Origin of the sequence: Quadrisphaera sp. INWT6 (assembly GCF_015390235.1) — a bacterium.
Lineage (GTDB): Bacteria > Actinomycetota > Actinomycetes > Actinomycetales > Quadrisphaeraceae > Quadrisphaera.
In genome coordinates this window covers 606,632-630,158 of record NZ_VUOH01000002.1, presented here as the reverse complement: position 1 = coordinate 630,158, position 23,527 = coordinate 606,632, and the positions used below count along the sequence as shown (strand labels likewise).

At 75.8% G+C, this 23,527-nt stretch carries 21 protein-coding genes and 1 riboswitch; of the genes, 12 read left to right on the top strand and 9 right to left on the bottom strand.

Features of this window, described 5'->3' with window-relative positions:
* Positions 1-63: 63 nt before the first annotated feature.
* A complete protein-coding gene (gene pcrA, locus F1641_RS07730; protein ID WP_194904170.1) occupies positions 64-2,502 on the top strand; it encodes a DNA helicase PcrA in 2,439 nt (812 codons plus the stop codon).
* A gap of 100 nt (positions 2,503-2,602) precedes the next feature.
* Here pcrA and F1641_RS07725 read toward each other — a convergent pair whose 3' ends face one another.
* On the bottom strand, positions 2,603-3,361 hold the full coding sequence (locus tag F1641_RS07725) for a pyridoxamine 5'-phosphate oxidase family protein (protein ID WP_219729512.1): 759 nt from the start codon (positions 3,359-3,361) through the stop codon (positions 2,603-2,605).
* A gap of 111 nt (positions 3,362-3,472) precedes the next feature.
* On the opposite strand from F1641_RS07725, the gene F1641_RS07720 reads away from it, so the two are divergent.
* Both F1641_RS07720 and F1641_RS07715 read left to right on the top strand, forming a co-directional pair.
* On the top strand, positions 3,473-4,897 hold the full coding sequence (locus F1641_RS07720; protein WP_194904169.1) for a PLP-dependent aminotransferase family protein: 1,425 nt from the start codon (positions 3,473-3,475) through the stop codon (positions 4,895-4,897).
* Positions 4,894-5,931, top strand: a complete 1,038-nt coding sequence (locus F1641_RS07715; protein ID WP_194904167.1) for a glycerophosphodiester phosphodiesterase family protein — start codon at positions 4,894-4,896, stop codon at positions 5,929-5,931. The genes F1641_RS07720 and F1641_RS07715 overlap by 4 nt, the downstream gene beginning before the upstream one ends.
* Before the next feature lie 35 nt (positions 5,932-5,966).
* Here F1641_RS07715 and F1641_RS07710 read toward each other — a convergent pair whose 3' ends face one another.
* The 4 genes from F1641_RS07710 to F1641_RS07695 are packed head-to-tail and all read right to left on the bottom strand — an operon-like array spanning position 5,967 to position 9,580.
* Positions 5,967-6,359 carry a universal stress protein gene (locus F1641_RS07710; protein ID WP_194904164.1) on the bottom strand — a complete coding sequence of 131 codons (393 nt, stop codon included), beginning with the start codon at positions 6,357-6,359 and terminating at the stop codon, positions 5,967-5,969.
* Complete coding sequence (locus F1641_RS07705; RefSeq protein WP_194904162.1) at positions 6,356-8,002, bottom strand: tripartite tricarboxylate transporter permease; 1,647 nt, start codon at positions 8,000-8,002, stop codon at positions 6,356-6,358. The genes F1641_RS07710 and F1641_RS07705 overlap by 4 nt, the downstream gene beginning before the upstream one ends.
* Positions 7,995-8,540 carry a tripartite tricarboxylate transporter TctB family protein gene (locus F1641_RS07700; RefSeq protein WP_309225465.1) on the bottom strand — a complete coding sequence of 182 codons (546 nt, stop codon included), beginning with the start codon at positions 8,538-8,540 and terminating at the stop codon, positions 7,995-7,997. The genes F1641_RS07705 and F1641_RS07700 overlap by 8 nt, the downstream gene beginning before the upstream one ends.
* On the bottom strand, positions 8,537-9,580 hold the full coding sequence (locus tag F1641_RS07695; protein ID WP_309225464.1) for a tripartite tricarboxylate transporter substrate-binding protein: 1,044 nt from the start codon (positions 9,578-9,580) through the stop codon (positions 8,537-8,539). Before F1641_RS07695 ends, F1641_RS07700 begins: the two co-directional genes overlap by 4 nt.
* Before the next feature lie 209 nt (positions 9,581-9,789).
* On the opposite strand from F1641_RS07695, the gene F1641_RS07690 reads away from it, so the two are divergent.
* The 4 genes from F1641_RS07690 (at position 9,790) to sucD (ending at position 14,392) form a co-directional block, all read left to right on the top strand.
* Positions 9,790-11,421, top strand: coding sequence for a sensor histidine kinase (locus F1641_RS07690; RefSeq protein WP_309225463.1), 1,632 nt, complete (start codon positions 9,790-9,792; stop codon positions 11,419-11,421).
* Positions 11,418-12,149: a response regulator gene (locus tag F1641_RS07685; protein WP_309225462.1), complete on the top strand. Its 732-nt coding sequence runs from the start codon at positions 11,418-11,420 to the stop codon at positions 12,147-12,149. Before F1641_RS07690 ends, F1641_RS07685 begins: the two co-directional genes overlap by 4 nt.
* 140 nt (positions 12,150-12,289) lie before the next feature.
* Complete coding sequence (gene sucC, locus F1641_RS07680) at positions 12,290-13,477, top strand: ADP-forming succinate--CoA ligase subunit beta (protein WP_194904158.1); 1,188 nt, start codon at positions 12,290-12,292, stop codon at positions 13,475-13,477.
* Positions 13,478-13,489: 12 nt separating this feature from the next.
* The gene (gene sucD / locus F1641_RS07675; protein ID WP_194904156.1) at positions 13,490-14,392 is read left to right on the top strand and encodes a succinate--CoA ligase subunit alpha; all 903 of its coding nucleotides are present in this window, start codon (positions 13,490-13,492) and stop codon (positions 14,390-14,392) included.
* A gap of 80 nt (positions 14,393-14,472) precedes the next feature.
* Here sucD and F1641_RS07670 read toward each other — a convergent pair whose 3' ends face one another.
* Positions 14,473-15,063: a hypothetical protein gene (locus tag F1641_RS07670; protein WP_194904154.1), complete on the bottom strand. Its 591-nt coding sequence runs from the start codon at positions 15,061-15,063 to the stop codon at positions 14,473-14,475.
* A gap of 93 nt (positions 15,064-15,156) precedes the next feature.
* Between F1641_RS07670 and purN the strand changes: the two genes are divergently transcribed.
* Together purN and purH are read left to right on the top strand one after the other, a co-directional pair.
* Entirely contained in the window at positions 15,157-15,798 is a 642-nt protein-coding gene (purN, locus tag F1641_RS07665) for a phosphoribosylglycinamide formyltransferase (RefSeq protein ID WP_194904152.1), read from the top strand.
* Positions 15,795-17,411: a bifunctional phosphoribosylaminoimidazolecarboxamide formyltransferase/IMP cyclohydrolase gene (purH, locus tag F1641_RS07660; protein WP_194904151.1), complete on the top strand. Its 1,617-nt coding sequence runs from the start codon at positions 15,795-15,797 to the stop codon at positions 17,409-17,411. Before purN ends, purH begins: the two co-directional genes overlap by 4 nt.
* 88 nt (positions 17,412-17,499) lie before the next feature.
* Here the strand turns inward: purH and F1641_RS07655 are convergent, their stop codons facing one another.
* Together F1641_RS07655 and F1641_RS23035 are read right to left on the bottom strand one after the other, a co-directional pair.
* On the bottom strand, positions 17,500-18,237 hold the full coding sequence (locus tag F1641_RS07655; RefSeq protein ID WP_194904149.1) for a peptidase E: 738 nt from the start codon (positions 18,235-18,237) through the stop codon (positions 17,500-17,502).
* 66 nt (positions 18,238-18,303) lie between these two features.
* A complete protein-coding gene (locus tag F1641_RS23035) occupies positions 18,304-20,004 on the bottom strand; it encodes an ATP-dependent DNA helicase RecQ (RefSeq protein ID WP_194904147.1) in 1,701 nt (566 codons plus the stop codon).
* A gap of 98 nt (positions 20,005-20,102) precedes the next feature.
* On the opposite strand from F1641_RS23035, the gene F1641_RS07645 reads away from it, so the two are divergent.
* The 3 genes from F1641_RS07645 (at position 20,103) to F1641_RS07635 (ending at position 22,921) form a co-directional block, all read left to right on the top strand.
* Positions 20,103-20,399, top strand: coding sequence for a DUF3017 domain-containing protein (locus F1641_RS07645; protein ID WP_206690755.1), 297 nt, complete (start codon positions 20,103-20,105; stop codon positions 20,397-20,399).
* Positions 20,400-20,516: 117 nt separating this feature from the next.
* Positions 20,517-20,613, top strand: a riboswitch (SAM riboswitch).
* 13 nt (positions 20,614-20,626) lie between these two features.
* Positions 20,627-21,829, top strand: a complete 1,203-nt coding sequence (gene sfnG, locus F1641_RS07640; protein WP_194904145.1) for a dimethylsulfone monooxygenase SfnG — start codon at positions 20,627-20,629, stop codon at positions 21,827-21,829.
* A 138-nt stretch (positions 21,830-21,967) separates the two neighbouring features.
* On the top strand, positions 21,968-22,921 hold the full coding sequence (locus tag F1641_RS07635) for an AEC family transporter (protein WP_206690753.1): 954 nt from the start codon (positions 21,968-21,970) through the stop codon (positions 22,919-22,921).
* Positions 22,922-22,933: 12 nt separating this feature from the next.
* On the opposite strand, the gene F1641_RS07630 is transcribed toward F1641_RS07635, so the two are convergent.
* Positions 22,934-23,434, bottom strand: coding sequence for a hypothetical protein (locus F1641_RS07630; protein ID WP_194904143.1), 501 nt, complete (start codon positions 23,432-23,434; stop codon positions 22,934-22,936).
* Positions 23,435-23,527 lie beyond the last annotated feature (93 nt).

The following is a 23,527-nucleotide window of genomic DNA, read 5'->3' as shown; positions in this document are numbered from 1 at the left end:
CGGGTGGCGGGGCGCCGTCGAGGGGGTCCGGGTGTCGGTGGTGAGACGTAGGCTCGTCCGACGATGAGCACGCTCTTCGACGACCTTCCCCTCCCGGTCCCGCAGACCCCTGCCGGCTCGTCCTCGGACGACGCCCGGCCGGGCGCGCTCGCCGACAGGCCGGCGCTCCGGATCGACGCGGCCGCGCTGCTGGAGGGCCTCAACCCCGCCCAGCGCGAGGGCGTGCTCCACGAGGGCACCCCGCTGCTGCTCGTGGCCGGTGCGGGCTCGGGCAAGACGCGCGTGCTCACCCACCGCATCGCCCACCTCGTGGCCGCCCGCGGCGCCCGCCCCGGGCAGGTGCTGGCCATCACCTTCACCAACAAGGCCGCCGGCGAGATGAAGGAGCGGCTCGAGGGGCTGGTCGGCCCCGCCGTCCGCTCGATGTGGGTCTCCACGTTCCACTCGGCGTGCGTGCGGATCCTGCGCCGCGAGGCCGAGGCCGCGGGCCTGCGCTCCAGCTTCTCCATCTACGACGCCGACGACTCCCGCCGCCTCCTGGCGCTGGTGGTCCGCGAGCTCGACCTCGACCCAAAGCGCTACGCGCCCCGGGCGCTGGCCACCCAGATCAGCAACCTCAAGAACGAGCTGGTCACCCCCGAGGCGCACGCCGCCACGGCCGCCGAGGGCACCCACGCGGAGCGGGTGCTCGCCGAGGTCTACGCGCTGTACCAGGCGCGCCTGCGCCAGGCGAACGCCATGGACTTCGACGACCTGATCATGACCACGGTCCGGGTGCTGCAGACCCACCCCGCGGTCGCCGAGCACTACCGCCGCCGGTTCCGGCACGTCCTGGTCGACGAGTACCAGGACACGAACCACGCGCAGTACACCCTGGTGCGCGAGCTGGTCGGCGGCCCGGGCTCCTCCCACCCCACCGACGGCGTGCCCCAGGGCGAGCTGACGGTGGTGGGCGACGCCGACCAGTCGATCTACGCCTTCCGCGGCGCGACGATCCGCAACATCGTCGAGTTCGAGGAGGACTACCCCGACGCCCGCACGATCCTGCTGGAGCAGAACTACCGCTCCACGCAGACGATCCTGTCGGCGGCCAACGCGGTCATCGCCAAGAACGCCGACCGCCGTCCCAAGAACCTGTGGACGGCGGAGGGCTCCGGCGAGCAGATCGTCGGCTACGTCGCCGACGCCGAGCACGACGAGGCCGCCTTCGTGGCGAGCGAGATCGACAGGCTGGTCGACGACGAGGGCCTGCGCTACGGCGACGTCGCCGTCTTCTACCGGACCAACGCCCAGTCGCGGGCGCTGGAGGAGGTCTTCGTCCGCGTCGGCCTGCCCTACAAGGTGGTCGGCGGCACCCGCTTCTACGAGCGCCGCGAGGTCCGCGACGCCCTCGCGTACCTGCGGGCCCTCGCCAACCCCGACGACGTGGTCAGCCTGCGTCGGATCCTCAACGTGCCCAAGCGCGGCATCGGCGAGCGCGCGGAGGCGTGCGTCGCCGCCCTCGCCGAGCGCGAGCGGATCGGCTTCCCCGCCGCGCTGGACCGCGCGGAGCAGGCGCCCGGCATCGCCGCGCGCTCGCTGACCTGCATCCGCGGGTTCACCACGCTCATGGACGAGCTGCGCACCGTCGTCGAGGGCGGGGCGGGCCCGTCCACCGTGCTCGAGGCCGTGCTCGACAGGTCGGGCCTCCTCGCCGAGCTGCGCGCCAGCCTCGACCCGCAGGACGAGTCGCGCGTGGAGAACCTCGCCGAGCTGTCCGCGGTCGCCGCCGAGTACGAGCAGGCCAACCCCGAGGGGACGCTCGCGGACTTCCTCGAGACCGTCTCGCTCGTGGCCGACGCCGACCAGATCCCCGGTGGCGCCGTCGCGGACGGCGCTGACGAGCAGGCGGGGGAGGACTCGGGCGTGGTCACGCTCATGACGCTCCACACCGCCAAGGGCCTGGAGTTCCCCGCGGTCTTCCTCACCGGTCTGGAGGACGGCACCTTCCCCCACCAGCGCTCGCTGGCCGACGACGGCGAGCTCGCCGAGGAGCGGCGCCTCGCCTACGTCGGCATCACCCGCGCCCGGCGCTTCCTGCGCATCTCCCGCGCCGCCTCGCGCAGCGCCTGGGGCCAGCCGCAGTACTTCCCGCCCTCGCGCTTCCTCGACGAGATCCCCTCCGAGCTGCTCCGCTGGGAGCGCGCGGAGGCGTCGGGCTCCTCGGGCTGGGGCGGCGGCGGTGCGGGCGGCCGCGGTGGGTCGAGCTACAGCGCCGGCGGCTACGGCAGCAGCCACTCCTCGGCGCAGGCCAAGCTCGCCGGCACCCCCGGCGTCCGGACGGCGGGCAGCCGGCCGGTCATCAACCTCGCCGTGGGTGACCGCGTCACCCACGACTCCTTCGGCATGGGCACCGTGGTGGCCGTCGAGGGGGCGGGCGACAAGACCGTCGCCCACGTCGACTTCCGCAGCGAGGGCACCAAGCGCCTGCTGCTGCGCTACGCCCCCGTCCAGAAGCTCTGACCCCGGCCGTCCCGGTCCGCCCGTGATCGCCGGCGTCCGGGGGCCGCGGGCCGGAGCTCCGTGGTCACCGGCGCCAGGGGGCCGCGGGCCCCGGGGCGGGTCAGCGGTACGGGGGCAGCTGGCCGGCCAGGCGGGTGGCGGTGGCCGCGACGCTGGGCGGCACCGGGACGCCGGCCGGCACGTCGTCGGCGGTGCGGGGCGCTCCGACGGCGGTGTGCAGCGGGAGCACCCCGGCCCACACGGCCCCGTCCTCGGGCTGGTCGTCGCCGGGGCCGGCGGAGCGGACCTTGACGCTGGCCTCGTCCAGCGGGAGCCGCAGCACCAGCGTGGCGGCCACCTCGCGCCGGGTGGGGCGGCGCACCTCGTCCCACCGGCCGGGCATGAGGTGCTCCGACAGCACGCGCAGGGCCTCCTCCTTCTCCGCCGCGGGCACCTCGACGGCCGTGCCGTAGACGACGGCGCTGCGGTAGTTCATCGAGCTGTCGAAGACCGTGCGGGCGTAGACCAGACCGTCGAGCACGGTGACCGTCGCGGTCATCGGGACGCCCGTCGCGGCCTCGCGGAACAGGCCGCCCCCGGTGGAGCCGTGCAGCAGCAGCGACTCCCCGTCGCGGGCGGCGGCCAGCGGCAGCACCACGGCCGAGCCGCCGCGCACGAGCGCCACGTGGGCGACCAGTGCGCTGTCGAGCACGTCGTGCAGCGCCGCGCGCTCGGTGGCGTAGCGGTGGCCGTACCGCGTCGGCCGGGTCCGGTCGGTCTCCACCAGGTCGGTCGAGGCGGCCGAGCCGGGCGAGCCGGGCGAGGCGGGTGGGCCGGTCTGGGCGACCGGGGTGACCGGGCTGTCGGTGGGGGTGCTCACAGGAGCAGACTGGCTCCTCAGTGGTCCGCGCGAGCAGGCCACTGCCCTGGTGATCGAGCAGACCAGTCCGGCGCACGAGCCGACCGGACCGGTCGGGAGGCGGGAGCACGCGTGAGGACTACCGCCGAGCTCGAGCTGCCCGTGTCCCTCGACCGCACCGGCGCGGTCCCGCTCCACGCGCAGCTCGCCGACGCCCTGCGCGCCGCCGTCCGCCACCACCACCTGGCCCCGGGGGCGCCGCTGCCCTCCTCGCGGCGCCTCGCCGACCAGCTCGGGCTCTCCCGGGCCACCGTCACCACCGCCTACGAGCAGCTCCTGGGCGAGGGCTTCCTCCAGGCCCGGCACGGCAGCGGCACCCGCGTGAGCGAGCACCTGCGCGCGCTGCCGAGCCCCGGTCCGGGCCGGGTGCCGGCAGCGCTGCCCGCTCCCCGGGGCACCGCGGTGGCGGGCGTCGTCGTCGACCTGCGTCCCGGCCAGCCCGACACCGCCCGCCTGGTCGACGCCGCCTGGCGCAGCGCCTGGCGGGCCGCCTCCGGCGCGGCCGTGCCCGACCGCGTGCCGCCGCCGCTGGGCCTGCCGGCGCTGCGGTTCGAGGTGGCCGCCCACCTGCGCGCCGCCCGCGGCCTCGACGCCGACCCCGCCGACGTCGTCGTCACCGCCGGCACCGGTGACGGCCTGGCCCTCGTCGTCCACGCCCTCACCGCGCTGCGGGGCCGTCCGCTGCGCGTCGCCGTCGAGGACCCCGGCTACCCCTCGTCGCTGCGCTGCCTGCGCCGCCTCGGCGCGGAGGTGCTGCCCGTGCACGTCGACGACGACGGGCTCCTCGTCGACCGGCTCCCCGCCCGGCGCGGTGAGCTCGACGCCGTGCTGGTCACCCCCAGCCACCAGTACCCGTGGGGCGGGGTGCTGCCGCTCGAGCGGCGGGCCGCGCTGCTGGCCCGCGCCCAGGAGGCGGGGGCCCTGGTGCTGGAGGACGACTACGACGGCGAGTTCCGCTACGGGTCCGCGCCGCTGCCGGCCCTCGCGGGTCTCGGCCCCCAGCACGTGGTGCACGCCGGGACCTTCTCCAAGGTGCTCTCGCCGTGGCTGCGCGCGGGGTACCTGCTCGCACCGCCGCACCTGCGCGGCGCGCTCGCCGACGTCCGCCGCGACCTCGGCGAGCCCGTCGGCGGGCAGGCCCAGCAGGCGCTGGCGCACTTCCTCGCCGGGGGCGGCCTGCGGCGCCACGTCGCGCGGGTGCGCCGCGACCAGGCCCACCGCCGGGCGCACCTGCAGCAGCTGCTGTCCGAGCACCCGCACCTGCGGGCCCGGGGCGCCGCGGCCGGGCTGCACGTCGTGGTCGAGCTGCCCCGCGGCACCGACGCCGCAGCGGTCCTCGCCGCCGTCGCGGGCCGCGGGTACGAGCTGGCCGACCTGGCCGAGTACGCCGTGGCCCGCACCGACCTGCCGCCGGCCGTGGTGCTCGGCTACGGCGCGGCCACCCAGGCCCAGCTGCGCGGCGCCGTCGCCGCGCTGGCCGGGGCGGCACGCCCGTGACCGCGCCCGGGGCGCCGGGGCGGCGCCCGCTCGTCATCGGCCACCGCGGCGCGAGCACCTGGAGGCCGGAGCACACCCGGGCCGCCTACCGGCTCGCGGTCGAGGCGGGCGCCGACGGGTTCGACGTCGACCTCGTGGCCACGGCCGACGGCGTGCTGGTGGTGCGCCACGAGAACGAGCTGTCGGACACCACCGACGTCGCCGACCACCCCGAGCTCGCGCACCTGCGCACCACGCGCGTGGTCGACGGCGTGAGCACCACGGGCTGGTTCGCCGAGGACCTCGCCCTCGAGCAGGTCAGGTCGCTGCGGGCCCGTGAGCGCCTGCCCGGGCTGCGGCCCGCGAGCGCGGCCCACGACGGCGAGCAGCCGGTGATGACGCTCGCCGAGGTCCTGGCGCTGCGGGCCGAGCTCGAGGTGGCCACCGGGCGCCGCGTCGAGGTGTGGCCCGAGCTCAAGCACCCCGGGCACCTCGCCGACCGGGGCCTGGCGCTGGAGCCCCTGGTGCTGGCCGCGCTCGGGGCGGCCGACCTGCTGGGAGACGGCGCGCCCGTCGTCGTCCAGTGCTTCGAGGTGGCAGCGCTGCAGCACCTGCGCGACGCCGCCGCGCACCTGCGCCTGCTCCAGCTGACGCAGCCGACCGGTGCGCCTCCGGACCTGCGCCGCTCCGGTGACCACCGCGACTACGCCGACCTGTGCTCACCGGCGGGGCTGCGCGAGGTGGCCCGGTGGGCCGACGTGCTCGGGCCCCACCTCGTGCAGGTCGAGCCCCGCGACGCGGGGGGCGTCTCCGGCGGGGGCGGCGGCCGCGGGGGGCGGGGGAGCCGGCTGGTCGACGACGCGCACGACGCCGGCCTGGCCGTCGTCCCCTACACCGTGCGGCCGGAGAACACCTTCCTGCCCACCGAGCTGCGCAGCGGCCGCGACCTCGCAGCCCGGGGTGACGTGGCGGCGCTGCTGGCGCAGCTGCGCGGCGACGGGGTCGACGGCGTGTTCACCGACGACCCCGCCGCCGCGCTGGCGACCTGGGCCTGAGCTCGTGCTGACACCGGGCCCGGACCGGCCCGGTCTCAGGCCTTGACGGCCAGCACCTGGCAGGGCGCCTGGAGCAGCACCGTCTGGGCGTCGCTGCCGAACAGCAGCTTGCCCGTGGGGGTCCGCTTGCGGATGCCGATGACCACGAGCGAGGCGCTGAGCCGCTCGACGGCGTCGAGGATGTCCGCGGCGCCGCCGGCCTGGTCACCGAGGCGGTGCTCCAGCTCGTAGGGCACCCCCGACTCCTCCAGGAGCGCGGTGACCTCGGCGAGGTCCTCGTCGCTGGCGTAGCCGGGGTCGGAGTAGGCGTCGCCCTTGGAGGTGTTGAGCACGTGGAGGGGCTCTCCGCGCAGGTCGGCCTCCTCCAGCGCCGCCACCAGCGCGGCACGCCCCTCCGGCTTGGGCACGTAGCCCACGACGATCGTCACCACTGACCTCCGCTGTCCCAGTCGTTCGTCTCGTCGTTCTTCGTGCGGGCCGCGTCGCGCCGCTCCTTCCCGCTGGGGACGGTCGGACGTCCCTCGCCCACCGGCGACGTGGGGCCGCCGGGCGTGGTGCTGGCCTGGGCCACCGCGAAGACCGCGGCGTCGAGCCGGGCCTGTCGGCGCTTGAGCCACTGGCTGCCGATGAACGCGACCACCACGAGGCAGTACACGACCGCCGCGAAGGGGCTCGTGACCAGCGCCGTCGGGTCGCCCTGGCTGATGGCCAGGGTGCGGCGCAGCTGCTCCTCGGCGATCGGGCCGAGGATCAGGCCCACGATGGCGGGGGCCACCGGGAACCCGAACGAGCGCATGGCCCACCCGATCCCGCCGAGGATGAACAGCAGCACCAGGTCTTCCACCGAGGCGCCCACGGCGTACACGCCGAGCGCGGCGAAGGTGAGGATGCCCGCGTACAGGTAGGGCCGGGGCAGGCGCAGCACCTTCACCCAGACGCCCACCAGCGGCAGGTTCAGCACCAGCAGCAGCACGTTGCCGATGTAGAGGCTGGCGATCAGCGCCCACACCAGGTCGGGCTCGTCGCTGAACAGCTGCGGGCCGGGGGCGATGCCGTAGCTCTGGAACGCCGCCAGCATGATCGCCGCGGTGGCGCCCGTGGGCAGGCCGAGGGTGAGCAGCGGCACGAGCACGCCGGCGGCGGAGGCGTTGTTGGCGGCCTCCGGCCCGGCGACGCCCTCGATGGCGCCGTGGCTGAACTCCTCCTGGTGCTTGGACAGCTTCCGCTCGGTGGCGTAGGAGAGGAAGGTGCCGAGCTCGGCGCCGCCGGCGGGGATGGTGCCGATGGGGAAGCCGATCGCGGTGCCGCGCAGCCAGGGCTTCCACGACCGCTTGAAGTCCTGCTTCGTGAACCACCTGCCGGAGATGGGCACCAGGGGGATCGGCCCGCGGCGCAGGCGGGAGGCCACGTGCAGCGCCTCGCCGACGGCGAAGAACCCGACCGCCACGATGACGATGTCGATGCCGTCGCCCAGGGTCGGCAGCCCCAGGGTGAAGCGCTGCTGGCCGGTGAGGGAGTCGGTGCCGATGACGGAGATGAACAGCCCCAGCGCCAGCGAGGAGATCCCGCGGGCGGGGGAGGAGCCGAGCATGGCGGCCACGGTGAGGAAGGCCAGCACGGCCAGGGCCACGAAGTCCGGCGGGCCGAGCTGCACGGCGAGGTCAGCGATGGTCGGCGCCACGAGCGACAGGGCGACGGTGGCGATGGTGCCGGCCACGAAGGAGCCCAGGGCCGCGGTGGCGAGCGCCGCGGCGCCGCGCCCGGCCTTGGCCATCTTGTTGCCCTCGAGCGCGGTGATGATCGACGCCGACTCCCCGGGGGTGTTCAGCAGGATCGAGGTGGTCGACCCGCCGTACATGCCGCCGTAGTAGATGCCGGCGAACATGATGAACGCCGCCGTCGGCTCCAGGGAGTACGTGAGCGGCAGCAGCAGCGCCAGCGTCATGGCCGGGCCGATGCCGGGCAGCACGCCGACGGCGGTGCCCAGGAGCACCCCGACGACGGCGAAGAGCAGGTACTCCGGCTGCAGGGCGGTCTCGAAGCCCGCCATCAGCGCGCTGAGATCACCCAAGGAAGGGCACCCCCTCGAGCGGGCCCGCGGGCAGGTACACCCCGAGCAGCTGCGTGAACAGGACCTGGACGAGGGTGTTGAGCACCACCGCCACGAGCAGCGCCCGCCACCACGGCCGGGCGCCGAGGGTCCAGGCCGCGCCGGTGAACATCACCGAGGCCGCGATGAGCCACCCCAGCGGCTCGACGAGCACGCACAGCGCCGCGAAGGCACCGGTGAGCTTCAGCACCGAGGCCCAGTCGGCGCCGCCGTCGGTGTCGACGTCCTCGCCGCCCTCCACCTCGCCGCGGTCTCCGCGGACGAGCGCGACCACGAGCCCGACGGCCGAGAGCACGAGCAGCGCTCCGACCGCGTACGGGAAGGCCCGGGGGCCGACGGCGCTCGCGGAGGCGGGGACGTTGATGGTGTGCGCGTCGACGAGGGCGAAGACGCCCAGGCCGCCGAGCACGGCGGCGACCGCCAGCTCGCTCTTGGGGATCGGGCCGCGCGAGCGCGCCGCGCGCGCCGTCGCCTCCCCGGAGGCGTCGACCGTGCTCACGAGGTGAGGCCGATCTCCTTCAGGACCCCGCTGATGCGCTCCTCCTCGGAGCCCAGGAAGGTCTCGAACTCGTCGCCCGGCATGTAGGCGTCGGTCCAGCCGTTCTTCTCGACCAGGTCCGTCCACGCCGCCGAGGAGTGCATCTCGTCGACCAGCGCCTCGAGCTCCTCCTCGGCCTCGTCGGAGATGTTCGGCGGGGCCACCACGCCGCGCCAGTTGGTGAACTCGATGTCGTAGCCGGACTCCTTGAGCGTGGGGGCGTCCACGCCCTCCACCCGCTCGGCGCCGGACACCGCCAGGGCGCGCAGGTCACCCGAGGCGACCTGCTCGGCGTACTCGCCGACGCCGGAGATGCCGGCGCTGACCTGGTTGCCGAGGAGCGCCGCGAGCGACTCGCCGCCGCCCGAGTAGGCGATGTAGTTCAGGTCGCTGGCGGGCACGCCCGCCTCCTGGGCGATGAGCCCGGCGAGGATGTTGTCGGTGCCGCCGGCGGAGCCGCCGGCGATGGAGACCCCGCGACCCTCGCTCTTCATGGCCGCCACGAGGTCGTCGATGGTCTGGTACGGGGACGCGGCCGGGACGACGATGATCTCGTCCTCGCTGGTCAGGCGCGCCAGCGGCGTGGTGTCCTCCAGGGTCGCCTGGCTCTGGTTGGTCTCGATGGCGCCGACCATCACCAGGCCCATGACCATGAGGAAGTCCTCGCTGCGCTCGTTCTTGAGCTCGGCCAGGCCCACCGTGCCGCCGGCCCCGCCGACGTTGGTGACCTGCACGCTCTTGGCCAGCTCGTCGCCCTCGATCGCGCTGCTCATGGCGCGGGCGGTCTGGTCCCAGCCGCCGCCCGGGTCGGCCGGGGCCATGATCTCCAGCCGGTTGATCGGGTCAGCGGCGCCGCCGCCGCCGTCGCCGGAGGCGGCGCCCGTGCTGCTCGAGCCGCAGGCGGCGGTGGCGAGCAGCGCGGCGGCGCCGACGCCGGCGAGCGCGGCGCGCAGGGCCCGCGAGCGCAGCGGGCGGGCGGCGGTGGTGGCGGAGCTGGACACGTGGCGACCTCCTCGTCGTCCCCACCCCCTCGTCGGGGTGGGAGAGCCGTGCGGCTCGATGACGACGAGGGTGCGCGCGCTCCCAGCGGCTGCCCAGCATGCGGCCGTACTGGTGGTATCGGCCCTTGCGGTGGTTCTGGTCGTATCGGTCGCGCGAGCGGAGGTACCGGGCGTTCCTCCGGGCCCCGCCGGTCGGCGATGATGACCTGGTGCGCCGGCCGATGCCGCTCGGCCCGCAGCTCCTCGCGCTGCAGGCCCTCATCGTGCTGTCCGCGGTCCTCGTCGCGGGCCTCGCGGCAGCCTCCATCCAGCGGGCCCAGGTCCGCGACGACTACAGCGAGCGCATGCTCCTGGTGGCGACCAGCGCCTCGAAGCTGCCTGACGTCCTGGAGGCCTACGGGCAGCCCCGGCCCAGCGACGACCTCCAGCAGCTGGCCGAGGTGCTGCGCCAGGCGTCGCAGGTGACGTTCGTGGTGTTCCTCGACGCCGACGGCACCCGCCTCAGCCACCCCGACCCCTCGCTCATCGGCTCTGCCAGCTCCACCGACTCGGCGGAGGTGCTGCGCGGCGAGACCTTCGTGGGCACCCAGACCGGCACGCTGGGGGAGTCGCTGCGCGCCAAGGTGCCGGTGACGGACGGCTCGGGCCGGATCATCGGCGCCGTGTCGGTCGGCATCCTCGAGTCCCAGCTCGACCGCGACTTCGGCGAGGAGGTGCCCTGGCTGCTCGGGTGGCTGGGCGGTGCCGCGGTGCTGGGCTCCGTCGGCTCCTACCTCGTGACCCGGCTGGTGCGCCGCCGGATCATGGGCCTGGAGCCCGACGAGATCGCCCGGCTCCTGCAGGCGCGCGAGGCGATGCTGCACGGCATCCGCGAGGGCGTGCTCGCCGTCGACGAGCACGGCCGGGTGGTGCTCGTCAACGACGAGGCCTGCCGCCTGCTCGACCTGGACCGCGCTGAGGGGACCGACGACGCGCTCACCGGGCGCGCCGCGGCCGAGGTGCTCGACCCGGCCGCGCTGGACCTGCTGGACGCCGCCGACGACGCCGTCGACGCGCCCCTGCTCGTGGGTGAGCGCGTCCTCCTGGCCAGCCGCACCCCGGCGCTCGTGCAGGGCCGGCGCGTGGGCCGCGTGCTGACGGTGCGCGACCGCACCGAGCTCTCGGGCGCCGTGCGCGAGCTGGACGGGCAGCGCAGCCTCACCACCACCCTGCGCGCGCAGGCCCACGAGTTCAGCAACCAGCTGCACGTGCTGCGGGGCCTGCTGGAGCTCGGCCGCACCGCTGACGCCGCCGCCCTCATCGACAGGCTCGGCGGCGGCGGGCGGCTCCTGTCCGGCGCCGGGCTCGGCGGCGTGCACGACGCGTCGGTCTCCGCGCTGCTGATGGCGAAGGCGGCCCTGGCGCGCGAGCGGGGCGCCGAGCTGGTCGTCACCCCCGCGACGCGGGTGGGCGAGGGCGCCGGCGACGACGTCATCACCGTCCTCGGCAACCTCGTGGACAACGCCCTCGACGCCGCCGGTCAGGGCGGACGGGTGCGCGTCGACGTGCGGGGCGACGGGCGCGGCGGTTGGGTGCTGGCCGTCGACGACGACGGTCCCGGGGTGCCGGTGGCGCTGCGCGAGGAGGTCTTCAGGGTGGGCGTGACCACGAAGGACGGCGGGGACGGCCGCCACGGCCAGGGCATCGGGCTCGCGCTCGTCGCCCGGGTCGCCGCCCGTCGCGGCGGCTCGGCGGTGGCGACCACCTCCGAGCTCGGCGGGGCCCGCTTCGAGGTGGTGCTCGGGCCGGGCGGTCCCGCGCCGTCGTCGTCCTCCGCGCAGCTCGCCGGAGCCGGGGCGTGAGCGGGCGGGCCGCCGCCGGGGTGGTGCGCGTGCTGGTGGTCGACGACGACCCCGCCGTCGCCGGGCTGCACCAGGCCTACGTCGGCACGCTGGAGGGCTTCGCCTGCGTCGGGGTCGCGCACCGCGGCGCCGACGCGCTGCGCGCCGTCGAGGCGCTGCGACCCGACCTCGTGCTGCTCGACGTCCACCTGCCCGACGTGCCCGGCACCGAGGTGCTGCGCGCGCTGCGGGCCGGCGGCTCCGACGTCGACGTGGTGGTGGTCACCGCGGCGCGCGAGCTCGAGGTCGTGCGGGCCTCGATGTCCGGCGGCGTGGTCGACTACCTCGTCAAGCCGTTCTCCCTGGCGCTGTTCACCGAGCGGATGCAGGCGTACGCGGCGCACCGCCGGCAGCTGGCGCTCACCGGCGGCGGCGCGGGCGGCGCGCTGGAGCAGGACGACGTCGACAGGCTGCTGCACCCCGGCGCCCGCACGGCGGCGGGACCGGCCGCGCCCGAGCACCTGCCCAAGGGGCTCTCGCACCGCAGCCTGGAGCTGGTGGTGCAGGTGCTGCGCTCGGCCCCCGAGCCCGACCTGTCCGCCGGGGAGGTGGCCGCCCGGTGCGGCATGGCCCGCGTCAGCGCCCGCCGCTACCTGGAGCACCTGGAGCAGACCGGGCGCGCCGCGGTGAGACCCCGGTACGGCGTCGCCGGCCGCCCCGAGAACGGCTACGCCTGGCTGCACCGCTGACCGGCCGCCGCGGGGGCACGGCGGGCGCCCGCCCGGAGGATCGTTAGGCTCCCGGTGCACCCGCGGCCAGGTCGGACGCCCCTGAGGGGCCGACGGCGCCGCGGGCACCCGCAGCGGCCGACGACGGAGGCGCAGCCCCAGTGGACCTGTTCGAGTACCAAGCACGCGACCTGTTCGAGTCCCACGGAGTCCCGGTGCTGCCGGGCCTCGTGGCCACGACCCCCGAGGAGGCCCGCGCGGCCGCCGAGCAGCTGGGGGCGGGCGTCGACGGCAAGGTCGTCGTCGTCAAGGCCCAGGTGAAGGTCGGTGGCCGCGGCAAGGCCGGCGGCGTCAAGGTCGCGAAGTCCGCCGACGAGGCCGAGGCGCGCGCCCGCGACATCCTGGGCATGGACATCAAGGGCCACACCGTCCACACGGTGATGATCGCGGCCGGTGCCGACATCGCGACCGAGTACTACGTCTCCCTGCTGCTCGACCGCGCCGAGCGCCGCTACCTGGCCATGGCCAGCGTCGAGGGCGGCATGGAGATCGAGCAGCTCGCGGTGGAGCGCCCCGAGGCCCTCGCCCGCGTGGCCGTCGACCCGGCCGTCGGCATCGACGCCGCCAAGGCCGCGGAGATCACGAGCGCCGCCGGGTTCGGCGACGACGTCTCCGCCCAGGTGCAGGACGTCCTCGAGAAGCTCTGGACCGTCTACCGCGAGGCCGACGCCACGCTGGTCGAGGTCAACCCGCTGGTGCTCACCGGCGACGGCCGCGTGGTGGCCCTGGACGGCAAGGTGTCGCTCGACGACAACGCCTCCTTCCGCCACCCCGAGACCGCCGCGCTCGCCGAGGAGGAGGCCGCCGCGGGCGACCCGCTCGAGGCCAAGGCGCGCGCCAGCCACCTCAACTACGTCAAGCTCGACGGCGAGGTCGGCATCATCGGCAACGGCGCGGGGCTCGTCATGAGCACCCTCGACGTGGTCGCCCAGGCCGGCGAGGAGTTCGGCGGCGTCAAGCCCGCCAACTTCCTCGACATCGGCGGCGGCGCCTCGGCGCAGGTGATGGCCAACGGCCTCGACGTCATCCTGGGCGACCCCCAGGTCAAGAGCGTCTTCGTCAACGTCTTCGGCGGCATCACCGCGTGCGACGCGGTCGCCAACGGCATCGTGCAGGCGCTGGAGATCCTCGGCGACGAGGCCACCAAGCCGCTGGTCGTGCGCCTCGACGGCAACAACGTGGTCGAGGGCCGGCGCATCCTCGCCGAGGCCGCCCACCCGCTGGTGACCGTGGTGGACACGATGGACGGCGCGGCCCGCGAGGCCGCCGAGCTGGCTGCGAAGGCCTGAGGGGACGAGGACGTGGCGATCTTCCTGACCAAGGACTCCAAGGTCATCGTGCAGGGCATGACCGGCTCCGAGGGCCGCAAGCACACCCAGCGCATGCTGACCTCCGGCACCACCGTCGTCGGCGGGGTGAACCCGAAGAAGGCCGGCGAGACGGTCGAGTTCACGGCCGCTGACGGCTCCACGACGCAGATCCCGGTCTTCGGGTCCGTCGAGGACGCCGTGGCGCAGACCGGTGCCGACACCACCGTGATCTTCGTGCCCGCCGCGGGCACCAAGGCCGCCGCCGTCGAGGCGATCGACGCCGAGGTCCCGCTCGTCGTCGTCATCACCGAGGGCGTCCCGGTGAAGGACACCGCCGAGCTGTTCGCGCACTCGCAGGCCTCGGGCAAGAGCCGGGTCATCGGCCCGAACTGCCCCGGGCTGATCAGCCCCGGAGCCTCCAACGCGGGCATCATCCCCGCCGACATCACGCCCGCCGGGCGCATCGGCCTGGTCAGCAAGTCCGGCACGCTGACCTACCAGATGATGTACGAGCTGGCCGACTTCGGCTTCTCCACCGCGGTGGGCATCGGCGGTGACCCGATCATCGGCACCACGCACATCGACGCGCTCGCCGCGTTCGAGGCCGACCCCGACACCGACGTCATCGTCATGATCGGTGAGATCGGCGGCGACGCCGAGGAGCGCGCCGCGGCGTACATCAAGGAGAACGTCACCAAGCCGGTCATCGGCTACGTGGCGGGCTTCACCGCCCCCGAGGGCAAGACGATGGGCCACGCCGGCGCCATCGTGTCGGGCTCCTCGGGCACCGCGCAGGCCAAGAAGGAGGCGCTCGAGGCCGCCGGGGTGAAGGTCGGCCGCACGCCGTCCGAGACCGCGGCGCTGGCCCGCGAGGTCATGCAGTCCCTGGCCTGAGCCGCGCTCGACCCCACGACGACCCCGCCGGTCCCACCGGCGGGGTCGTCCGCGTCTCGGCCCCCGGGGCGCGGGGTGGGTCAGCCCGAGGTCGGCGGGAGGAAGCTGAAGCTGCGGAGCTGCTCGCGGTAGGTCGTGTCGCAGGCCCGCAGCGAGGTGTCGGTGACAGCGGTGCGGCGGCACTGGTCGCGCTCGGCCGTCGGCTGCCAGACGACCAGCGAGGCCAGCTGCAGCACGATGATGACCCCCGTCATGGCGAGCCCGATGCTCAGGGCCACCAGCTGGCTCGCCCGCAGGTGGGCCTGCGCCGCCACCACCAGGGCGATGACGCCGACCACGCCACCGGCCAGCAGGAAGCCCAGCGCCCCCAGGCTCCAGGGCCACGGCAGCGACATGGCCACCAGGCCCGCCAGGACCAGCAGCAGGAAGCGCAGCCCGAGGCGCGCGGTGCGCAGGGCTCCCGCCGGGTCGGGCGGCGTGCGGCCCGGGGGCGGGTGCCCGGGGCCGGCGCCCCGGTGCGAGCCGCCGTGCGAGCCGCCACGAGGTGCGTCGTGCGCACCTGGCCGGGGGGCGGGTGCGCCCGGGGGGCGCCAGCCGCCCCCGCCCTCGCGCGCGTCCTGGTCGCGGTCCGGCTCGCGGCGCGAGCCGGGCGGCGCGTACGGGTCGCTCATCGGGGTGCTCCTGCTCTCGGGCCGCTGGGCGCCGACGGCTGCGGCGCTGGCCGGACCGGGGGTGACCGGCCGACCTCGCTATCGTCTCCGACCGTGACCGGCCCCGACGCACCCCCCCGCCAGGCCCCGGCCCGGGTCGTGGTCCTGGCCTCCGGCTCCGGCACCCTCCTGCAGGCCCTGCTCGACGCCGCGGCGGTGCCCGGTGCTCCCTTCGCCGTCGTCGCGGTCGGCGCCGACTCGGCGCAGCGCGCGGCCCCCGCCCTCGCCCGCGCCGAGCGCTCCGGCACCTCCGCCTTCGTGGTGGAGCTGCGCGACCACCCCGACCGCGCCGCCTGGGACGCCGCCCTCGCCGCCGAGCTGGCCCGCCACCGCCCCGACCTCGTGGTCAGCGCCGGCTTCATGCGCGTGCTCGGCGCCTCCGTGCTCGACGCCTTCGGCGGTCGCGTGGTCAACACCCACCCCGCACTGCTGCCCTCCTTCCCCGGGGCGCACGGCGTCCGCGACGCCCTCGCCCACGGCGTGAAGGTCACCGGCAGCACCGTCCACCTGGTCGACGCCGGCGTCGACACCGGGCCGGTGCTCGCCCAGCGCGCCGTCGAGGTCCTCGACGACGACGACGAGGCCGCGCTCCACGAGCGCATCAAGACCGTCGAGCGGGCGCTGCTCGTCGACGTCGTGACCCGCATGACCACCGGCGGCTGGACCGTCGAGGGAAGGAAGGCCCGCCTTTCATGACTGCCCCGACCCCCCAGGACGGCCGCAGGCCCGTCCGCCGCGCGCTCGTCAGCACCTCCGACAAGTCCGGGCTGGTGGAGCTCGCGCGCGGGCTGCACGAGGCCGGCGTCGACATCGTCTCCACCGGCTCCACCGCCCACCGGGTGGCCGCCGCCGGCATCCCGGTGACGCCCGTGGAGCGCATCACCGGCTTCCCCGAGAGCCTGGGCGGCCGCGTCAAGACGCTGCACCCGAGCGTCCACGCGGGCCTGCTCGCGGACGTGCGCGACCCCGACCACCGCCGCCAGCTCGAGGAGCTCGGCATCGAGGCGTTCGAGCTGGTCGTGGTGAACCTGTACCCGTTCGAGAAGACGGTGGCCTCGGGCGCGGCCCCGGAGGACTGCGTCGAGCAGATCGACGTCGGCGGGCCCGCGATGGTGCGCGCCAGCGCCAAGAACTCCGCGTCGGTCGCCGTCGTCGTCGACCCGGCCGACTACGACGCCGTGCTGGAGGAGGTCCGCGCCGGCGGCACCACCGCCGCCACGCGTCGCCGCCTCGCGGCCAAGGCCTTCGCCACCACCGCCGCCTACGACGTCGCCGTGGCCTCGTGGTGGGCCGCGGGGGCCGGCGCCGGCTCGGAGGAGCAGGCGCGCACCCCCGACTTCGTCGGCGCCACCTGGACCCGCGCCGACGTGCTGCGCTACGGCGAGAACCCGCACCAGGGCGCCGCGGTCTACACCGCCCCGGCGGGCAGCCCGCTGTCCGGGGGAGACCCGGGCCTGGCCGCCGCTGAGCAGCTGCACGGCAAGGCCATGAGCTACAACAACTACGTCGACGCGGACGCCGCGCGCCGCGCCGCCTCCGACCACGCCGAGCCGGCCGTCGCGATCATCAAGCACGCCAACCCGTGCGGCGTCGCCGTCGGCGCCGACGTCGCGGCGGCCCACGCCGCGGCCCACGCCTGCGACCCGGTCTCGGCGTTCGGCGGCGTCATCGCCACCAACCGCCCGGTGACCCTGGCGATGGCCGAGCAGGTGGCCGAGGTGTTCACCGAGGTCGTCGTGGCGCCCGACTTCGACGACGACGCGCTCGAGGTGCTGCGCCGCAAGAAGAACGTGCGCCTGCTGCGCGCCGCGCTCCCGCCGGCCGGGCAGGCGCGCCCGGAGTTCCGCGCGATCTCCGGCGGCCTGCTGCTGCAGGACGCCGACGTGCTCGACGCGGCCGGCGACGACCCCTCCGGGTGGACCCTGGCCGCGGGGGAGGCCGCCTCGCCCGAGGTCCTGGCCGACCTCGCCTTCGCCTGGCGCGCCATCCGCGCCGTGAAGTCGAACGCGATCCTGCTGGCGCGCGGCGGCGCGTCGGTGGGCGTGGGCATGGGGCAGGTGAACCGCGTCGACTCCTGCCGCCTCGCGGTGGAGCGGGCCAACAGCCACGGCGAGGAGCGGGCGCGCGGCGCCGTCGCCGCCTCCGACGCGTTCTTCCCCTTCGCCGACGGCCTGCAGGTGCTGCTCGACGCCGGTGTGCGCGCCGTCGTCCAGCCCGGTGGGTCGGTCCGCGACGACGAGGTCGTGGCGGCGGCGCAGGCCGCCGGCGTGACCATGTACCTCACGGGCGCGCGGCACTTCACCCACTGACGTCCCCCCTGGACCGCAGCCGAGCGCTCGGCTGCGGTCCGGGGGTGGTCGGGAACCGCAGCGGGGCGCTCGGCTGCGGTCCGGAGGGTCAGCGGGCTCCGGGGAGCAGGCGCGGCTCCAGGCGCTCCTCGACCGCTGCGCCGTCGGCGCCCCGGGTCACGGTGTACGCGCCCTTGCCGCGCACCTCGCTCACCGCCTCGGCCAGCTCGGTGCCGCGGTAGACCAGGCCGACGCCGTCGTCCGTGCAGTGCGTGGTGGGCAGCACGCCCTCGGCCACGAGCCGGTGCACCAGCGGGCGGCGCTCGGCCTCGGAGTCGTAGTGGACCCCGTTGCCGTGCGGGAGCAGCGCGAGGCCGTTCGTCACCGGGCGCAGCGACGGCCCGAAGGAGTCGGTGGTGCCGCCGACGTGCCAGCAGATGGACCCCGCGCTCACCCCGCCGAGCACCACGCCCGCCTGCCACACGCGGCGGAACACCTCGTCGAGGCCGTGGGCGCGCCACACCGCGAGCAGGTTGACCACGGAGCCGCCGCCGACCCAGACGACGTCGACGTCGAGGAGCAGCTCCTCCGGGGCGTCGACGCTCGGCATGGTGAACAGGTTGAGGTGGCGCAGGTCCCAGCCGGCGACGGCGGCGGCCTCGTCGAGCTCGGCGTTCCACCAGCGCTGGTCTCCGGAGGCCGTGCCGAGGTGCACCAGCCTCGGGCGGCGGGCCGTGCCCGACAGCTCGACGGCGTGCTCGACCAGCGGAGCGAAGGCCACCCGGCTGCGGTGCCCGGGGCGCATCCCCCCGGAGGTCGCGACGATCGTGGGTGCGTCGGCAGGCATCCACGGACGGTAGCCGTCAGGTCACGCGGGTGTCCGGACGCCCATGCTCACGGGGAGGGGGTGGGGTCAGGCGGCGGTGAGGAGGTGCCCGGCGGTGACGGCGGCCAGCGCCAGGGTCTTGTAGCCCTCCCGCTCGAACAGCACGGTGATCCGGTCGCCGTCGGTGCTCATGACGACGCCCGGTCCCCAAGAGGCGTGCTCCACGGCGTCGTCGACGGCCCAGCCGCCGCCCGCGCCCGCGGCGTCCGCGGTGACGGCCTGCTTCTGGGCGTGGACGCGGGCCGCCGACCCCGACGTGCAGGTGTCGCAGCTGCCGCACGGCTGCTCGAGGCGCTCCCCGAAGTACCCGAGCAGGAACTGGCGGCGGCAGCCGGTGGTCTCGGCGTACCCCCGCAGCATCTCCAGGCGCGACCTGTCGGTGCGCCGCCGCTCCGCGGCCAGCTCCAGGGCGCGCTCGACGGCCGCGCCCACCGGCACCGAGGCGTCGACCCAGCCGGCGCCCCCGCGGGTGACGCGCACCGCCCCGGCCTGCTCGAGCAGGTTGAGCAGGCTGGTGGTGCGCGACGCCGACAGGCCCGCCGCGTCGCGCACGTCGCGGGCTGCGGCGACAGCGCCGTCCGCCCCGCCGTCGTGCACCGCGCCCGCCACCGCGGCCAGCGCCTCGACGTCGGGCCCGCCCCCGGCGTGGAAGCGCTGCAGGCCCAGGTCCTCCGGGCGGTAGCAGAGCGTCGCGAGGCTCGGCTCGCCGTCGCGCCCGGCCCGCCCGACCTCCTGGTAGTAGGAGTCGAGGGAGTCGGGCACCGAGGCGTGCAGCACGAAGCGCACGTCGGGCTTGTCGATGCCCATCCCGAACGCCGAGGTGGCCACGACGACGTCGAGGTCGCCGCAGGTGAACGCCTCGTGCACCCAGGTGCGGTCGTCCGCCGACAGGCCCGCGTGGTACGCCTCGACGTCCAGGCCCAGGTGGGACAGGTCGTCGGCGTAGGCCTCGGCGTCCTTGCGGGTGGCGACGTAGACGATGCCGGGCTTGGCGGCCGTCGCGGCGCGCTCCACGACGACGGCGCGCTTGGCGGCCTCGCCGTCGGTCTCGTGCAGCACCTCGAGGTGGATGTTCGGCCTGTCGAAGCCCTGGACGACGACGTCGGCACCCGGGATCCCGAGCCGCGACAGCACCTCGCGGCGCACCGGTGGAGCCGCCGTCGCCGTCAGCGCGCACACCACGGGACGGGTCCCGCCCGGACCCACCAGGTCGGTGACGACGTCGCCCAGGCGCAGGTAGTCGGGGCGGAAGTCGTGCCCCCACGACGACACGCAGTGCGCCTCGTCGACCACGAACAGGCTCGGGCCCAGCGCCCGCAGCCGCTCCCGCACGTCCTCGCGGGCCAGCTGCTCGGGCGCCAGGAACACGAACTCGGCGCCGCCGGTGCTCAGGGCCTCCCACGCCGCCCCGTTCTCCCGGGCCGACTGCGAGGAGTTCACGGCCACCGCGTCGCGCACCCCGGTGCGGGCCAGGGCCTCGACCTGGTCGCGCTGCAGCGCGATCAGCGGGGACACCACGACCGTGGGGCCGGGCATCCACAGGGCCGCCAGCTGGTACACCGCCGACTTGCCGCGGCCGGTGGGCATCACCGCCAGCACGTCGCGCCCCGCGAGCAGCGCCTCCACCGCCTCGCCCTGGCCCGGCCGCAGGCCGGCGAACCCGAAGCGCTCGCGGGCGGTCCGCTCGACGTCCTCGCGCGTGGGACGTCCCGTGCTGGTGCTGCTCACCGTCCAGTGCTACCCCCGTCGCGGGCCGGCACGCCCCCACCGGCGTGTGAGACCCGTCTCCGCCATCCGGACGGCGGACCCCCGGTTAGCCTGGCCAGGTGGAGCGAGCACGCGGCGCTGCCGGCAGGCGCGCGCCGGGCGGGCTGCTGCTGGGCGTCGTGGGCGTCGCGCTCGCCGGGGTGCTCGCGGCCGCGGCGCTGTGGTCGTTCGGCGCCGCCGGGCTCCTCCTGGCCTCGGTGCTCCTCGGCCTGGCCGCCGCGCGCGCCGCGCTGCCCGTCGCCGCCCTGGGCCCGCTCGCGGTGCGCTCGCGGTGGGTCGACGTGCTCACCTGCCTGGTGCTGGGGGTGAGCACCGCGGTGCTCGCCGTCGTCGCACCGGGCGGGCTGCGGGGCTGAGCACCCGCTGGGCACCCGCTGGGCACCCGCTGAGCGCCGGCTGGGCCCCGGCTGCCAGCGGCGCGGCGTGGGCCCGCCGGAGTTGACGCGGACGGCCCGCGCGCGGTGGACTTCGCGCGCCCATCCAGAGCGGCCGAGAGACCTGGCTCGTCGACGCCGCAGCAACCCGCCCGACCTCGTCGTGGTGCGGTGCTCCCGCCAGGACCGATGAGGAGTCGAGGACCGCCATGAGCTCTGCCCTGCCCGACACCACCCCCGCCGGGCGCGCGCCCGTCGAGTTCGCCTACTGGGTGCCCAACGTCTCCGGCGGCCTGGTCGTGTCGAACCTGCCGCAGCGGACGTCGCACGAGCCGGCCTACAACATCGAGACCGCCAGGGCCGCCGAGGCCGCCGGCTTCACCTACGCCCTCTCCCAGGTGCGCTACGCCGCCTCCTACGGCGCCGACGCGCAGCACGAGTCGACCTCCTTCTCCCTCGCCCTGCTGCTGGCCACCGAGAAGCTCAAGGTCATCGCCGCGGTGCACCCCTACTTCTGGCCGCCGGTGGTGCTGGCCAAGTGGGCGGCCACCGCGCAGGCGCTGACGGGTGACCGCCTCTGCCTCAACGTCGTCTCCGGCTGGTTCAAGAAGGAGGCCCTCGACCTCGGCGCCCAGTGGCTCGAGCACGACGAGCGCTACGAGCAGTCCGAGGAGTTCATCGAGGTCCTCCGCGGCGCCTGGACCACCGACCACTTCGCCTTCGAGGGCAAGCACTTCCAGGTCGGCGACGTGAACTTCCGCCCCCAGCCCGACGTGCTGCCCGAGGTCTTCCAGGGCGGCAACTCCACCGCCGCCCGCCAGATGGCCGGCCGCGTCTCGGACTGGTACTTCATGAACGGCAACACCCCCGAGGGCGTCGCCGAGCAGGTGGCGCAGGTCGGCGGGTACGCCGCGGAGAACGGCCGGACGATCCGCTTCGGGCTCAACGCCTTCGCCGTCGTGCGCGACACCGAGGCCGAGGCCGTCGAGGTGCTCGACGCGATCATCGCCAACGCCGACGCCGACAAGGTCAACGACTTCGGCAGCGCCGTCAAGGAGGCCGGTGCCTCGGCCAAGGACGGCAAGGGCATGTGGGCCGACAGCGAGTTCAAGGACCTCGTCCAGTACAACGACGGCTTCCGCACCGGTCTCATCGGCACGCCCGAGCAGGTCGCCCGCCGCGTGCTCGCCTACCGCCTCATCGGCGTCGACCTGGTGCTCCTGGGCTTCCTCCACGTCAAGGAGGAGGTCGAGGCGTTCGGCCGGACCGTCATCCCGCGGGTGCGCGAGCTCGAGGCCGAGCTGGCGGCGCTGCCCGAGGGCACCGACCCGGTCGAGCACCTCGGGCTCACCGAGGAGCTGGCCGCCGCCCGCGAGGTGCTCGCCCGCCCGGGCGCCGTCGTCCCGGTCTGACCGCCCGCTCGTCCGCCGGCGGGCGGACGGCCGCATGATGGAGCCCGGCCGGTGCGCTGCACCGGCCGGGCTCCGCCGCGTCACGAGGCGACGGCGGGGCGCCAGGCGCACCACCCGGGGGGCTGACGGATCAGCGGCGTGCTCGAGGGGTTCGCCGTGGTCGGGGCCGTCGTGCTGGTGGGCTGGGTGCTCGGGCGCCGCGGGACCCTCGGGCCCGACGGCCAGCGGGTGCTGGCGCGCCTGGTCTACGCCGTCGGCACCCCGGCGCTGCTGGTGCGCACGCTGTCGACCACCGACGTCGCCGCGGTGCTCGGGGCGCCGCTGCTGGTGACGGCCGCCGCCGCGCTCGCCGCCGGCGGCACCTCGCTGGTGCTGTCGCGCCTGCGGCGGCACGACGTCGAGGAGGGCGTGGTCGCGGCCCTGTCGGCCAGCTACGTCAACGCCGTCAACCTGGGCCTGCCCATCGCGGTCTTCGTGCTGGGCGACGGCGCCATCGTGGCTCCCGCGCTGCTCTTCCAGCTGGTGGTGCTCGCCCCGGTGGCGGTGGGGGTGCTCGACGCCCGGCGTCGCGACCGGGCCGACCGGGCCGACCGGGCCGCGGGCGGGGCGGCCCGAGCACGGGCCGGGGCGCGGTGGTCGCGCACGGCGGTGGGCCTGCTCCGCAACCCCCTGCTGCTCGGGGCGGCCGTCGGGCTCGCGCTGGGAGTGCTGCAGCTGCCCCCGCCCGAGCCCGTGGCCTCGGTGCTGGAGCTGCTCGCCGGGGTGGCCGTGCCGTGCGCCCTGCTGGCGTTCGGGATCTCGCTGTCCGCCGGCCCCGGCCCCCGCTGGGCCGACCCCGACGCGTGGACGGCGGTCGGCCTCAAGCTGGTGCTGTCCCCGCTGGTGGCCTGGGGCGTCGGCGGGCCGCTGCTCGGCCTGACCGGTGACGCGCTGCTGGCCGTGGTGCTCGTCGCGGCGCTGCCCACGGCGCAGAACGTCCTCGTCTACGCCACCCGGTTCGGGGCGGCCGAGCGCCTCGCCCGCGACAGCGTGCTGCTCAGCACCCTCCTGAGCGTGCCGGCGCTGACGGCCGTGGTGCTGGTGCTCGGCTGACCCCGGCCGGAGTCAGCCCAGCAGGAGGGAGGACCCGGCGGCGCTGCGCTCGAGCAGCTGCCGGCGGGCGAGGGGGGCGGCGGAGGCCGCCCAGAGGCGCTCGTGGTCGACCAGGGCCGACCACAGGACGCGCACGGCCATGCCGAGCTCCTGCAGGGCGCTGACCCCCGCGGTCTGGCAGAGCAGCGCCGCCACCCCCGGGGCGAGCCCCGGGACGACCGCCAGCACGCGGTCGGCCGACTCCAGGCAGGCGGCCAGGGGCTCGCCCGCCTCGCCGACCGCCAGGACGGGGACGACGACGTCGCGGCGCCGGCCCACGTGCTCGCGCACCGCCGAGGAGGCGGCCGACAGGTGCAGGCCCAGCGCGCGGGCGCGCAGGTCGGAGGCCAGCTCTCCGGAGACGGCCACGCGCAGCGCCAGCAGGTCGACGGTCTGCGCCTGGAGCGCGAGCTCGTCGGTCAGCGTGCGCCTGCGGCGCTGCGCCGGCACTGGGCCGGACCCCTGGGAGGTCATGCTCAGATCATGGCGCCCGGAACTGACATCCCGCTGGGACTGAGCCCACATCGTGACGAAGATCCGCCCTGCGGGGGACCTTGCGCTGACCGC